8 protein-coding genes are annotated in these 14,126 nt (G+C 37.4%); 5 read left to right on the forward strand and 3 right to left on the reverse strand.

Going from position 1 to position 14,126, the window contains the following annotated elements; genetic code table 11:
* Positions 1 to 68: 68 nt before the first annotated feature.
* A complete protein-coding gene (locus tag QLG01_RS08065) occupies positions 69 to 1,493 on the reverse strand; it encodes a glutamine synthetase family protein (RefSeq protein WP_282496204.1) in 1,425 nt (474 codons plus the stop codon).
* 405 nt (positions 1,494 to 1,898) lie between these two features.
* On the opposite strand from QLG01_RS08065, the gene QLG01_RS08070 reads away from it, so the two are divergent.
* Positions 1,899 to 2,447, forward strand: a complete 549-nt coding sequence (locus QLG01_RS08070) for a DUF2799 domain-containing protein (RefSeq protein WP_004791516.1) — start codon at positions 1,899 to 1,901, stop codon at positions 2,445 to 2,447.
* Between the two features lie 45 nt (positions 2,448 to 2,492).
* Here QLG01_RS08070 and coq7 read toward each other — a convergent pair whose 3' ends face one another.
* Positions 2,493 to 3,128, reverse strand: coding sequence for a 2-polyprenyl-3-methyl-6-methoxy-1,4-benzoquinone monooxygenase (gene coq7, locus QLG01_RS08075; RefSeq protein WP_004791519.1), 636 nt, complete (start codon positions 3,126 to 3,128; stop codon positions 2,493 to 2,495).
* A gap of 3 nt (positions 3,129 to 3,131) precedes the next feature.
* Positions 3,132 to 4,454, reverse strand: a complete 1,323-nt coding sequence (locus QLG01_RS08080) for an MFS transporter (RefSeq protein WP_282496205.1) — start codon at positions 4,452 to 4,454, stop codon at positions 3,132 to 3,134.
* A 166-nt stretch (positions 4,455 to 4,620) separates the two neighbouring features.
* Here QLG01_RS08080 and QLG01_RS08085 point away from each other — a divergent pair, with 166 nt between their 5' ends.
* The 4 genes from QLG01_RS08085 to QLG01_RS08100 all read left to right on the forward strand — a co-directional run bounded on the left by QLG01_RS08085 (position 4,621) and on the right by QLG01_RS08100 (position 13,931).
* Positions 4,621 to 7,353 (forward strand): autotransporter assembly complex family protein, encoded by a 2,733-nt coding sequence (locus QLG01_RS08085; protein ID WP_282496206.1) that lies wholly within the window; start codon positions 4,621 to 4,623, stop codon positions 7,351 to 7,353.
* Between the two features lie 26 nt (positions 7,354 to 7,379).
* Positions 7,380 to 11,885, forward strand: coding sequence for a translocation/assembly module TamB domain-containing protein (locus QLG01_RS08090; RefSeq protein ID WP_282496207.1), 4,506 nt, complete (start codon positions 7,380 to 7,382; stop codon positions 11,883 to 11,885).
* 320 nt (positions 11,886 to 12,205) lie between these two features.
* Positions 12,206 to 13,441, forward strand: coding sequence for a lactonase family protein (locus QLG01_RS08095; RefSeq protein WP_282496208.1), 1,236 nt, complete (start codon positions 12,206 to 12,208; stop codon positions 13,439 to 13,441).
* A gap of 127 nt (positions 13,442 to 13,568) precedes the next feature.
* A complete protein-coding gene (locus QLG01_RS08100) occupies positions 13,569 to 13,931 on the forward strand; it encodes a hypothetical protein (RefSeq protein ID WP_004791531.1) in 363 nt (120 codons plus the stop codon).
* Positions 13,932 to 14,126: the final 195 nt, after the last annotated feature.

The following is a 14,126-nucleotide window of genomic DNA, read 5'->3' on the forward strand; positions in this document are numbered from 1 at the left end:
TAAAAAAACCTTAGGGTATTTCTCCCTAAGGGCTTGCAAAGTGGTTTGTATCTTTTAGCTTTTTTTATTTATATATCCCAATGTTGTTCTGCTTCAGTCATTTGGCTGTAAATATTTTGATATTCAGCCTGCTTAACTGTGTACCAATGTTCGACAAAGTCAGCGCCTAAATATCCTTTTAAAATAAGACTTCCTTTAAATATTTTTAAGGCTTCTGGTTGGTTATTAGATAATAAAATGTGCTCGTCTTGAAATTTTAAAAGATGTGCAGGTTTTGGGAGCGGTAACTTATGAGATAAGCCATAAGACACGCCAGCTAAAATAGTCGCTGCAACCAGATAGGGGTTACAGTCGGCTCCAGCAACCCGATATTCTAAACGTTGATTTTGTACATCTGAACATGGAATTCGTATTGCGACATTACGGTTATTGGTATCCCAATTGGCTTCTAATGGCACATGATGACCAATTTTAAAACGTCTATAAGAATTAATATTAGGCGCTAAAATCGCCATGGATGCAGGCATTAACTCAATGAGTCCACTAATCGCGTTTAGTAATTTGACGGAAAGCTCATCTTTTTCTTCTTCTGAGCTAAATATATTTTCATGGTATTGATTAAGCAGACTCATATGAAAATGCATGCCACTTCCGGCTTTTGCCAAGTTCGGTTTCGCCATGAAACAAGCAGTTAAGTCATGCTTTCTTGCGACTTGCTTTACAATTCTTTTTAAAGCATTAATTTGATCGCAGAGCTTTAAAATATCATGGCTATGTTGAAGGTTTAATTCATATTGTCCAGGTGATGACTCTGCAACAATAGCGGTAATTTCAATAGATTGAAGTAGGGCTGCTTTCTCAACTTCATCTAGGACTTGCTGATAGTTATTTGGCGCATCTATATCAAAACATTGGTTTTCTATGCAGGTTTCAGACTGATGCTGAGGTGAGAAAAGATAAAACTCTAGTTCGGCAGCCATGACAGGAAAATAATTGGTAGCATGTAACTGATTTAATAATTTTTTTAATATATTGCGTGGTTCATAATGACAATCTGAACCATTTTCTTCTTGCATTGATAGGTAAAGCTGAGCATTTAATTCTGGGGATAATGCACTGGGTTGCAAGCTGCCTAAAATGGGCAAGCAAAGTCTGTCTGGTTCACCAATATATTTTCCTAAACCTGTCTCTTCAATCACTTTTCCATCAAGGCTCATAGCGTAAACAGAAAGTGGAAAATAACATCCGTTGGAGAGATTCTTTAAACTTTTAACATCAATCCGTTTCCCTCGAATATGTCCGTTTAAGTCGTGCAGACAAATATCAATGTGCTGAGTCTGAGGATATAAATTTAAATATTCATCAACCTCTTTTAAAAAAAGCTCGGAATTGAAAATTTGAGTTTGTGTTGGAGGAATAAAATCATCTGATATTTTAAATACCTTAAAGTAAGGATTTTGTAAGTTTAAACTTGGGTAAATATGCGTACTCATTATAAAAAACCTTGGTGGTTATTTAGCTAAAATCCTACCTTAGCCTTGAAAGTTAATCGCGTAAAAAAAGAGTAAAATGATTAAAGAGTAATTCATGAGTGGTTTTGGTTTTTTGTTTTAATAATCAAAATCTTGTAATTAATTTTTAAGGTAATTATTTTAAGTAAAATTAGTGTATAAAGGTCGTTTAAGAGCGAGCAAATTTCTGCGAATTTGATTTTTTTAATTAAACAATATTAAGAATTATGACCTTTCAATTTGGTGAGATAGTCAAACTGATTTAAACTTAAGGCTTATCCAGTGAGGCACTTATTTTTGAAGTCTTGAATAGAGCAGGACCTTTTCGGGTGTTTACTGGAATTTTATTTTTGCGTTTTTTTAATTTATTTTTTGAGTTCTCTTAATATGAAAAATATCGGTTTAGCCATTCTAGCAATCAGCCTTTCAGGTTGTGCGGCAATGAGCGTAGAAGAATGTAAGACTGCGAATTGGTCATTAGTGGGTGAGAAAGATGGTTCAAAAGGTTCGTCGCCACGTTTAGATCAATATTACAAAGCATGTGGAAAAGCCAATATTGTTCCAGATCAAAAGTCATATGAACGTGGGTATAAAGAAGGTCTAGGGTATTATTGTCAGCCAACAAATATTTTTTATAGTGCTTTAGAAGGTAGTGGCAATATCAATGTCTGCCCAGTCGAGCAGCGTAATCGTTTAAGACCGTATTATCAGGCAGCTTCCGACTACTATAATGCAAAGAATGAATATGATCGTTATGATGAAAAGTTTAAACAATATTCTGACAGCGCTTATAACGAAAAATTAAAGCCAGAAGAGCGTGAACGTTATCGTAAGCTTTTAAGAGAATTACAAAATGATCGTGACCGTATTAATCGAAACTATTGGAACTCAATTCGAGATATTGAGCGTTTTAAATACGATCACGGTTTAAAATAATATTTAAAAAAGGATTGATCCGAATTAGATCAATCCTTTGTTTTTTTAAAGGTAATAACTCGTTTTTGTCATTAGCTTTGAAATAGCAGTCATTGTAATTTTTACTGCATATGGTAATTCAACACCACCTGCCTCAAGCGCTGTATGGCGATGATGTAATTCATCTTCATTCATTTGCTCTAAAATTTTACGAGAACGATCATCTTGAGCAGGTAACTGGTTTAAATGATCTTGTAAATGAAGGCTGACTTGACGTTCAGTTTCGGCCACAAAACCTAAGCTATATTTGTCACCTGCAATACCAGCAAGTGCACCCATGCCATATGAAAGCCCATACCAAATTGGGTTTAATAAACTGGTATGACTATTTAGCTCTTTTAAACGAACTTCACACCACGCTAAATGATCTTGTTCTTCAATTGCTGCTTGTTGCATTTCTTTGCGTACATTTGGCAATTTCGCCGTTAATGCTTGTCCATGATAAAGGGCTTGGGCGCACACTTCACCACTATGGTTAACACGCATTAAGCCTGCGACATGACGAGCATCCTCTACTCCTAGTTTTGCTTCAACCGATTCGGCCGGATTTTGGCGCTGTGCTGCTGTTGCACCCGGAACAAGACTACGTAATGCTTGATCAAAAGAGTTAATGAGCTGATCAATTCCAGTATAGTGGCGCATAAATTAGTCCTCCAAAGAAAGATGTGCTGTGGCAAGCATTGGTTTTAGACGCGCTAGAAGCCAAATACTAAAGATTGCACTAAGTACAGCTGTAATAATAAATAGTATTTTAATATCAATTTTTAAAACACTTAAGATTAAGATTGAAAAAATTGCAGATGAAACCATAAAAACGGCATTTAAAATGTTGTTTGCTGCTACAACACGGGCACGATGTGAACCTGGTGAATAAGCCTGCATCATGGCATATAAAGGAACAATATAAAAACCACCGCTAATCCCAAGTAAAGTCACCGCTAACATGACGTGATAATAAACCCAACCTTGGGTAAAAATATCTTTTAACGTGAGTAATGCGCCAGTTCTTTCAGGTACAAAAGCTAAACTCGCGGCAAGGTAAAGCGCAAAAACAGTAAGGCCAATCGCACCAATTGGTACCATTTTAATATTAATTTCTGAACCACCAATTTTACGGCAAAGAAGAGACCCGACGCCAATACCGACTGAAAAGAAAGTCAGCAGAAGGCTAACGACATTTTCTGATGCATGCAGATTTTGTTGAGTAAGCTGTGGAATTTGCGTTAAATAAGTAGCGCCATAAAACCAATACCATGAGTTACCTAACAAAATGGTGAACACTAAAGGTAAGCTTTTAGCATATTTAATCGTTTGAAAACTTGTGCGAAGAAAATTCCAATCAATCTTTAAATCAGGAGCAGCAACTTTCTGTGGCAAGATGAAGCGACTACATAAATAGCCAATGCAAGCAATAATTACAACAGTAAGACTAATCCACAATAAGTTCCCATGTGATGATGCAATTACAGCACCACCTAAAATCATCCCGAATAAAATTGCCATTGAAGTGCCCGACTGAAACAGAGCATTACCAGACATTAATTCTTGCGGTTTTAATATTTCAGGCAAAATTGCGTACTTGATAGGACCAAAGAACGTTGAATGTGTCCCCATCAAAAATAAGGCAAAAAGAAGTAACCATAAATGCCCCAGCAGGAAACCCGCAGTACCGATGAGCATAATAATAATTTCTAAAACTTTTATGCCTCGGACGAGCTGTGAGCGCTCATATTTATCTGCAATTTGTCCCGCAGTGGCCGAAAAAAAGAAATAGGGCAAAATAAACAAGAGAGCTGCTAAATTATTAAGGGTACTTACAGGGGCAGGTTGCTGTTGAATCAAGCCATAAGTAATCACTAATAATAAAGCTTGCTTAAAAACGTTATCATTTAATGCGCCAAAAAACTGGGTAAAAAACATCGGTACGAACCGACGTGATGTCATCAGGTGCTCATCTTGTTTCATCATGTGCAAACTTCATTGTGTTTTATAAAAAAATGTGACCGATTGTTAATTTGCATCGAAAACCATGTATGATATTTTTAACGCTTGATTAAATGAAAAATCAATGGTTTTGAGTGAGTTTTACACTTACCTTGGTGCGTTTTATTAAAAAATAAGTCTAGAGTTTTCTATGCCTTCTAAAATTAAGTTTAAACAGTCAACTCTCTCTCATTCTATGCATTTAATTTTAAAAATGCAGGGGATTCCTAAACTTATTTGTAGCAGCTTGTTGTTCACGGTTTGTGTAACACAAAGTTTTGCTCAAACTTCAGTTGATAGTGACACTTCAACTTTAAATCAAACGGTGCCTGATGCGTCAACTGAACAATCAGTTCCAGTGAGTCAGCAAACAACCGCTCCAATAACAGATATTGCTACACTTGTGACTCAAGCGCAGCAACAACAAGATAGCTTGGCTATATTGCAACAACAAGAACAATTTCCAAATCAAATTGACGAATTTAAGCCAATTACGCTTGATAATCTTGATGATTTACCTGACATGCCTGTTGATCAAAACATGGCAAACGAAATTTATAAAGTCGCTGAAGAAGCTAAAAGTGAGGCGCAAAACTTCCAAAATGGTACTCAGAAGTTACCCGAAGTTACAGTCAGTGATGCAACTGAGTCTGAATTAAATCAGATTAATCAAGCGCCTGTAAATATTGATCAGCTTATGCAAGAGATTAAATCTGATAGTCAGATTGTAGTCGAAGCCAATGAAACTGGAAAAACTTTACCTGAGTTAACTCCGGAGGCTGAGCAGCCACCTGAGCAAGCTGGTTTCTTTAAACGTATTTTAAATAAAGTGCGCCCACCACGTGCAATTCCGATGGAACAAGTGCCGCGTATTAGTGCAGATGTAGACGGTGCTCCAGATGCGCTGGCCAAAAATATTAAAGGGAAATTATCAACATTTACCCAAGAATCATTTGAAGATTTTAATGCGGCTTTACCTCAGCTCAGAACATTAAGTAATCAGGCAGCTCAAGCAGTTGGTTATTATAATGCTGAGTTTAAATTTGAAAAATTAAGTCCGAGCCGAGTTCGCGTTAAGGTTACACCAAATGAACCAGTACGAATTAATGAGCAAAATATCGAATTTACTGGTGCTGGTGAAAAACGCCCTCAGTTTCAGGTTATTCGCTTAATTCCTGATCAGGATGTTGGGGATATCTTTAATCATGGTTTATATGAAACCACGAAAACCCGAATTGTTAACGCAGCCACTGATAACGGTTATTTTGATGCTTATTGGAGACTGCACGATGTGAAAGTGAGTCAGCCAGAAAACAAGGCTGATATCAATTTGCGCTACGAAACAGGTGAGCGCTATAAATTAGATAAGGTTGAGTTTCGCATGAGCGATCCATCGAAACCCTTGCCTTTGAACCAAAATATTTTAGAAAGTATGGCTCCTTGGAAAGAAGGTGATGACTATGCATTTTGGCGTGTAAATACTTTAGCAAATAACTTAACCAACTCTCGTTATTTTAACTACACCTTAGTTGATAGCATCAAGCCCGATCCAATTGAAAAACCACTTGAACTACCACCAGATTTGCAAGCTTTAGTCGATGAGCAAAATATCGATGTGGATGAGTCTAATTTACTTTCACCTGAAGAAAGACAACTTGCTAAAGCACGTCAATTAGCCACATCTAATAAAGAAGTTACACAAAACGTAGTAGATGAAAAACAGTTTGCTGGAACACAAAAAGTAAAAGAGGGAGAACCTCAAACAGCAATGTTGCAAAGTGCTCCAAGTCAGCAGGATGATAAAGAAACTGAACAAGATCGTTTACAAGCTCAAGCACGTGAAACGAAAAGAATTCCAGTCATTGTGACTTTAAATGCAGATAAGCTAAATAGTTTAGAAACGGGTATTGGTTATGGGACCGATACAGGTGCACGTTTACGTAGTCAGTATCGCCGCTCTATTGTGAATAAATATGGTCATTCTTTTGATGCCAACTTAGAAGTCTCACAAATTCGTCAATCTATTGATGGCCGATATAGTATTCCCTATAAGCATCCGTTAAATGACTATTTTAACATCGTGGGCGGTTATGAGCGTGAAACTCGTGATGACATTGGTCCAGATGTAAGTTTGCTTACTGAATCCGCTGTTGTTGGTGGTGAGCGAATCATTAAGCGTCCACTAGGGAACTGGCAACATACTTTTGGTGTCCGCTACCGTTTAGACCGTTTAACCCAACAGGGTAATGTTGATATTTCTGAGCTACCAGATGCCTTTAAAACTGCGGCATCAGAGCAAGAAGCGTTATTATTTAGTTATGAAACCTCAAAAACTTCAAGTAATACACGGTTAAACCCAACGAAAGCTTTTAAACAAACCTATAAATTAGAATTAGGTAGTGAGAGTTTACTGTCCGATGCCAATATGGCTATTGCAAGTGCAGGTTGGAGATTTATTTATTCTCTTGGTGAAAATGATGATCATCAATTCGTTGGAAGATCTGACCTTAGCTACATTTTTACCGACGATTTTGACAAAGTTCCGTACAATCTTCGATTCTTTACTGGTGGTGACCAGACAATTCGTGGTTTTGACTATAAGAGTCTTTCTCCAGAAGTAGATGGATATAAAATTGGGGGACAAGCTTTGGCTGTAGGTTCTTTAGAATATAACTATCAGTTTAAAGACGGTTGGCGAGCCGCTGTTTTCTCAGACTTTGGTAATGCCTATGATAAAGACTTTAATAATCCAGCAGCTTATAGCGTTGGAGTTGGAATTCGCTGGAAGTCTCCAATCGGACCAATCCGTTTAGATGTCGCATCGGGTATTTCAGATGAAAACCATCCGATTCGTTTACATTTCTTTATAGGCCCACAACTTTAAAAATAAAATTTTATTAGGTTTATTTTATGGCGGATGTAGAACAGCAGCCAACTTCGGCACCTCGCTCACCTAAGAAGCGGCGCATTTTGCGTAGCTTCCTGCTGACGATATTGATCATATTTTTATTATTAGCGTCTTCGTTAGTCATCATGATGTCAACAGATCGCGGAAGTCGTTTTTTATTAGATCGGGTTTTAGAAGCTCAGAAAATAATTAAATATGAATACGAAGGCGGAAACTTACTGCGCGGAATTATTCTTAAGAATGTTTTGGTGCAATTAACCGAAGTTGATGTTTCATTAGACAGAGCTGACGTAGGCTTAGGTTGGCGCTCTTTATTATTAGAAAAAGAAGTGCATTTAAGCCATGCAGATGTACGTAATTTACGTATTATTAATAAAACTCCGCCGTCTGGTAAGGCATTTGAATTTAAGCCAATTAAATTACCATTTGTTCTACGCGTCGATGAAGCTGATGTTGATCATTTAGAAATTAAGCTAGCAACCTCAGATGTAATTTTTCATGACGTTCATTTGCAAGATGCACTTTGGTCAGAGACTAAACTAGAATTTGAAAAATCAAGTATGGATATGGGCTATCTTTCAGTCCACAATGCCGCAGGAAAAATGGATTTTAGTGGTAAATATCCATTAGATGCTACAGCAGATTTAAGAATCCCATCTTTAAAAAGTTTAAATATTCAAAATATTAAAGTCGTAGCACGTGGAAGTTTAGATACTTTAAAAGCTGGGGTTGCAACAACAACTCCTGATTTGTTAACGGGTTGGGTGGTATTGCATCCTGTTCGTGATGAAGTTCCAATGCAAGGTGAGTTACTACTAAAAAATTATCACTTACCTTTATTGGTTGAACAAAAATTATTTGCAAAAAATGGTGTAATCAAGTTTCAAGGTGATATTAAACAACTTAATTTGGCCGTTGATACAGATTTAAAAGGTGAGAATTTACCTGAAGGCCAATATAACGCTTTAATGAATACTGATTTGGTTCATCAGTTGAATATCACTGATTTTAATGGCCAAGTCATGAAAGGCGCTGTTAACCTGAAAGGTTTAGTCAGCTGGAAAGATCATGTTACTTGGGATATCAAAGGCCGTTTAGACCATATTAGTCCGAAGGACAAAGCCATTCCTCAGGTTGTACAAGACTTTTTACCGCCAAGTTTAGACGCAGCTGTTGCTTCAACTGGTTCCTTGGAAAAAGGTACTGAAGTATTTGCTAACGTTGACTTTGACCGTTATGAGTCTTGGAAGCTTAAGTTTAATCAGGCTCCTGAAAAAAATAATAAACCTCAACCAATGCTCATGAATGTAGCTTGGACGAAAATAGATCGTGCAATGCCTTATATTGGGTGGTTAAGTAGTGACAGTGGTCAGGTCGATTTAATGTTACGTGATGGCCAGCAAGATATTAAAGTTGCGACAAAAGTATATCAGCATGAAAAAACTTTATTGCCAGCAGGACAATATCTAGCCAATCTGAATATTAAAGATAATATTTTAAATGTTCCCAATTTTAGTTTTGCTGCTGAAAAAGGTAGCTTAACTGGTCAGGCTAAAGTGTTTCTTCCGACTGAAAAACGTCAGTTGGTTTGGAATGCATTATTAAATGCAAAAGATTTTAATCCACAAAGTATTCATGCGGCAGCACCTGTCAATCTTTTAAATGGTTCGATTAAAGCGAATGGTTTTGCTAAACCAAATCAGCAAATCATTCAATTTGAGAAAATTGATTTAACTGGTCGACTGGCTCAAGCAGGTCAAGAGACTGTTAGTTTGGGTGGGAAAAGTACCGCAGCATTATTATTCCATGATGTAAAAGCTGGTGGTGGCTTTAAAGGCTTTGCAGTTAATTATGATGGATCTTTAAAAGCTCTAAAACAGGCAAATGGTTTATTGAAGTTTTCCATAGCAGGTACACCAGATTTTATTCGAATTAACCAGCTACAGCATGATGGTGTCGCTGGAAAAATCTATGCAACGGGTTCTGTAAATTTGAAAGATCGCATTGCATGGGATATTAATAGTTCATTGGTGCGCTTTAAACCTCAATATTTTACCTCAGCTGTAAAAGGTGAAATTTCAGGTAATCTGAAAACTCAAGGGGTTTGGTCAGATCATTTAAAACGAATTAATATTCAACAACTGAATCTTGCTGGCTTTATAAATAATAAGCCTGTTAGAGGTAAGGGTAATCTATCTTTATTGATGGACTCTAACCAAAATGGCTTTTTACCTCAGCAATTTGAAGCAAATAATTTATTTTTAGTCTATGGACAGAATCAGCTACAAGCGACAGGTAATGCTCAAAATCTAAAAATCAAGCTCAATGCACCAGCACTTTACGAGTTATACCCAGGATTACGCGGTCGAGCTTATGGTGATCTGAATGTACAATCACAGCCACGTTTAAAAGCAACAGCAAATATCGCAGTAGATGATTTTGCTTTTAATACTTTAGTGAGTGTGAAGAGATTGAGTATTCAGGGTGAACTTCCAACATCGGAAACAACGCCAACTCAATTAACCGCAAAATTAGATAATTTGCGTAGTGGAAATAGACAAATTCAGTCCGCTGAAGTGAATTTGACAGGAACGAGAAAAGCGCATTTATTGAAAGTACTTGGCAATAATAGTATTTCTAAGTTCTATGTTCAGTTAGCAGGTGGGTTTAACCAGAACAATGATTGGTTAGGGCAAATCCAAAAAGGAAGTTTTGATTCAAGACGTATTCGTCTTGCACAAAATCAAAATGCTCCAGTGATTTATTCTTCTGCAAGATCTGAGCTATATGTAGGTCAACATTGTTGGCAAAGTGCGAATAGCCAGCTCTGCTTTGATCAGCCAGTACGAGTAAGTAAGGCTCGCGGTAATATTTCGTTTGTAACCCAAAACATGGATTTAAGTGACTTCGCGGCATTTATGCCAGAAGGCTTGGCGATGACTGGGCAATTAAACGGTTATGCTAAGGCTGCGTGGGTAAATGGTGGACATCCAAAACTTGATGCACGTTTAATTACGCGTAAAGGTGAAATTGGTCTGGCTGCTGAAGATCCACAAGATCCTGCAACCACGCTGGCTTATGATGAGCTGGGTGTTATTGCAAAAAGTGTATCTGAAGGACTGTTATTCCGTGTTGATGTGAAAACACCTGATATTGGTACGGGTTATGCGAACGTCATTATCAATCCATTCCAGCCATCAATGCCAATGCATGGTGAAGTCGCTTTTAATGATGTTCAATTAAAAGTATTAAAACCATTTATTCAAGATGTCCGTAAACTGAGCGGGACCTTAGCCTTGGCTGGTAAAGTCAACGGTACATTAACTCAGCCACAATTTACTGGTGAAATGCGTTTGAAAAATGGCGCAATCAGTATGATTTCGCTTCCAGTTAATTTAACGAATGTTCAGGTTTACTCATCAATTCGTCAGGACATGGCAACAATTGATGGTGCGTTTAACAGCGGTCAAGGTGTAGGGCTTTTAAAAGGTAGTTTTGAATGGAAAGATTCGCCACGTCTTCAATTAAACCTCAAAGGTGATAATTTACTTGTACGTCAGGCTCCGTTAATTACTGCAATTGCTAATCCAAACCTTACACTTGATATGTATCCTTTCGATAAGCGTTTAAGCTTAAAAGGATCGGTAGATGTTCCTCGTGCACGTATTTCAATGCCAGAAACAACTGCTCCAGTCATTAACACCTCATCAGATGTTCGCATAGTTCGACAAGGCCAAGATCCGCTTGCAATTCTACGAGCTGCTAAACCTTGGGATATTCGAGCTGATATTGCTGTTAATATTGGAAACCAAGTGATATTCCAAGGCTTCAACAGTAATATTCCATTAGTTGGTCGTTTAAACTTAAGTCAACGTGGCTACGAAACTGCAATGCGAGCGAATGGAGCAATTGGTGTCAGCCAAAAAGTGAAAATCGAAGCCTACGGACAAAGTCTAGATTTGAATCGAGCAATTGCGCGTTTTAATGGTCCATTGGCTAATCCTACTTTAGATATCGATGCAAACAAAAATGTTCAGGGCAGTATGGTTGGGGTACGTGTTACAGGTACTGCAACATCGCCAAACATTCAGGTTTACAATGATGCCGGACTATCTGAGCAAGAAGCATTGAATGCGCTCGTTACGGGTCGTATTAATGAAGGTTCAAGTGGTTTAAGTAATGCGGAAGGATTTAAGTCCGATGTAAATAACACCATTGCTGCCGCAGGGATTAGTATGGGCTTGGGTGGTACACGTGCTTTAACGAATCAGATTGGACGTACTTTCGGTTTGAGTGGCTTAGCTCTAGATGCACAAGGTACGGGTGAAGATACGCAGGTGAGCTTAACGGGCTATATCACACCTGATCTATTTATTCGTTATGGTGTTGGCGTATTCACTCCAGTGAACAAACTGACTTTACGTTATCAAATGAATCGACGTTTATACTTAGAAGCAAGTCAGTCTTTAGAAAGAGCGATCGATTTATTCTATAACTGGCGTTTCTAGTAGGCGGAAATTAAACATTAGGAAAGTACTTTAGTACCTATAATGATTTGATTAGTCTCAAGTAATAACGAAATAAAAGCTCACTTCTTAGTGGGCTTTTATTTTAAGTATTTCTATATGAATTAAAAAATTGAATATTTATCGATATAGAGTCTTAATTCTCTTAAAAAGAACTAAAGCTTGAACAGGCTTTTAATTAAAGAAAAGTCACTTGAAAATTACTATTTTATAAATTAGTTTTCAGAATCATTAAATGAAACTAAATTGATAATACTTTGTTGATAAGTGCAAATAAGGTGGTTTTTTCCAAGGATATAGCAGTGAAAATAGATACTTCTGTTGAAATTAAATATGATAAGGAAAACGATACAAATACTAAATATCGTGGGCTAATTCAAAAGTTAACTGCAACATTGTCGATGACGCTTTTGTCATTTGGATGGGGCTCTAGCGTAAATGCCGCACAACAACAAATTGCTTTAGTAGGAACATGGACATCGATCCCTAACGCACCACTTGCGCAAAAACCAAAACAAGCCAGTGAAGGTTTGTACCAGTTTAAAGTGAATAGCGATGGAACCTTAACTCCTGTTAATGTCTTGAAAATGAAAAGTCCTTCTTGGATTGTAAAATCGAAAGATGGCCGCTTTGCCTATACCACTAATGAAGAAAATGAAGGAGCGGTGACTGCGTTATCAATTCAAAATGGAAAGGTGAATGTGCTGAACACAGTGGATAGCCATGGTGGACATCCAACACACGCGTCAATTAGTTTAGATGGCAAATTCCTATTTGTGTCGAACTATTCGGCATTTGATAAAGGTCGTGGTGGGGTAGCTGTTTTCCCAATTTTGCCAAACGGCCATTTAGGTGAAAAAGTACAAAATATTGTTTTTAGCGAGGGTTCTGGTCACGTCAAAGGTCGGCAGGACAGTGGTCATGCGCATTCGACCACATTTAGTCCAGATGGTAAGTATCTATATGCAAGCGATCTTGGAAATGACAAAGTCTATACTTTTCACTATAACCCGAATAAACTTCAACCACTCCAAGCAGACAATAGCCGAGATGTGACTTTTAGGCATGGTTCTGGCCCGCGTCATATGGTCTTCTCACCAAATGGCAAACATGCATACGTTACCGCAGAAATGCGAAGCGAAATTGTGACATTTAATGTGCAAGATGGTCATTTGAAAAAAGTGGCTGAGTTAAAACTAATCCACGAAGACAAAACACCTGAATTTAAGAGCGCGAGTGGAATTATCCTTAGTCCAAATGGCAAATATGTGATTGCTGCCAATCGTGGTGCAGACAATAAACTTTTGGTATTTAAAATTCAGCAGAATGGATTGCTAGCTAAACCAGTAGTTTATAAAGCTAATGGTATTGAACCACGTGCTTTCTCATTCGATGCATCGGGTAAATATCTATATGTAACCAATGTTTATAGTAATAACATTAGCTTGTTCCATTTTGATGCCAACAAAGGCACCTTAAAACCCGTTGGCGATGCAGCAAAAATATCAACGCCGACTGATATCAAATTTTTTAATTAACTCAAACTAGCATTTCTAATGCTTGATATAAAAAAAACCGAGGGCAAATCATCTCGGTTTTTTTGACTGTTTTTGCAAAAATGATGATTTTCCGTATGATATGGGCAGCAATAATTAGTGTAGTGAAATGATGAAAAAGATTTTATTGATTGCAGTGAGTTTATTTTTTGTTGGTTGTTCAGAAAAGAAGCCATTAACACCTGAAGAGCAATGGCATGGCTTTTGTACTAGCGTAGGAAATGCGGCTAGAAGCATTGTTTTTGATCGCCAGCAAGCAATTGAAAAAACTCAGGCCGTTGAGCATGCAAATAAAATTGAAGATGACATTACCAAAAAGTTCATTCTTAATATTATTGATAAAGTCTATGCGATTCCAAAAGAAGAACTAACTCAAGATTCTCAAGCACTCCAAGAAAAAGTTAGAAAGCAAGCGATGGATGAATGTTTGATAACGCCTCATGACAAAATGCCAAAATATAAATCGTTCTAATTGTGTAAGGTTATTGAATTTCCTCTCTTGAGGGGTGTTTTTGCTCAAAAATAATCCGAATTTGGCTAATTTGTTCGTTATTTATACACAGGTATTTAGATACAAAATAATGGGCATCACGGAGAAACACCCCGTTTTCATTAACTTTTACCTTGAACTCTAGTAAACTTTTGTAGTCCATATTACTTGTGAAGC

The organism is Acinetobacter sp. V89_4 (assembly GCF_029967875.1).
GTDB classification, from domain to species: domain Bacteria; phylum Pseudomonadota; class Gammaproteobacteria; order Pseudomonadales; family Moraxellaceae; genus Acinetobacter; species Acinetobacter oleivorans.

What these genes read in the sequence shown, in the direction of transcription:
- QLG01_RS08085 (WP_282496206.1), top strand. Translation starts at nt 4,621, where the DNA reads ATGCCTTCTAAAATTAAGTTTAAACAGTCAACTCTCTCTCATTCTATG.
- QLG01_RS08065 (WP_282496204.1), bottom strand. Translation starts at nt 1,493, where the DNA reads ATGAGTACGCATATTTACCCAAGTTTAAACTTACAAAATCCTTACTTT.
- QLG01_RS08080 (WP_282496205.1), bottom strand. Translation starts at nt 4,454, where the DNA reads ATGATGAAACAAGATGAGCACCTGATGACATCACGTCGGTTCGTACCG.
- QLG01_RS08070 (WP_004791516.1), top strand. Translation starts at nt 1,899, where the DNA reads ATGAAAAATATCGGTTTAGCCATTCTAGCAATCAGCCTTTCAGGTTGT.
- QLG01_RS08090 (WP_282496207.1), top strand. Translation starts at nt 7,380, where the DNA reads ATGGCGGATGTAGAACAGCAGCCAACTTCGGCACCTCGCTCACCTAAG.
- coq7 (WP_004791519.1), bottom strand. Translation starts at nt 3,128, where the DNA reads ATGCGCCACTATACTGGAATTGATCAGCTCATTAACTCTTTTGATCAA.
- QLG01_RS08100 (WP_004791531.1), top strand. Translation starts at nt 13,569, where the DNA reads ATGATGAAAAAGATTTTATTGATTGCAGTGAGTTTATTTTTTGTTGGT.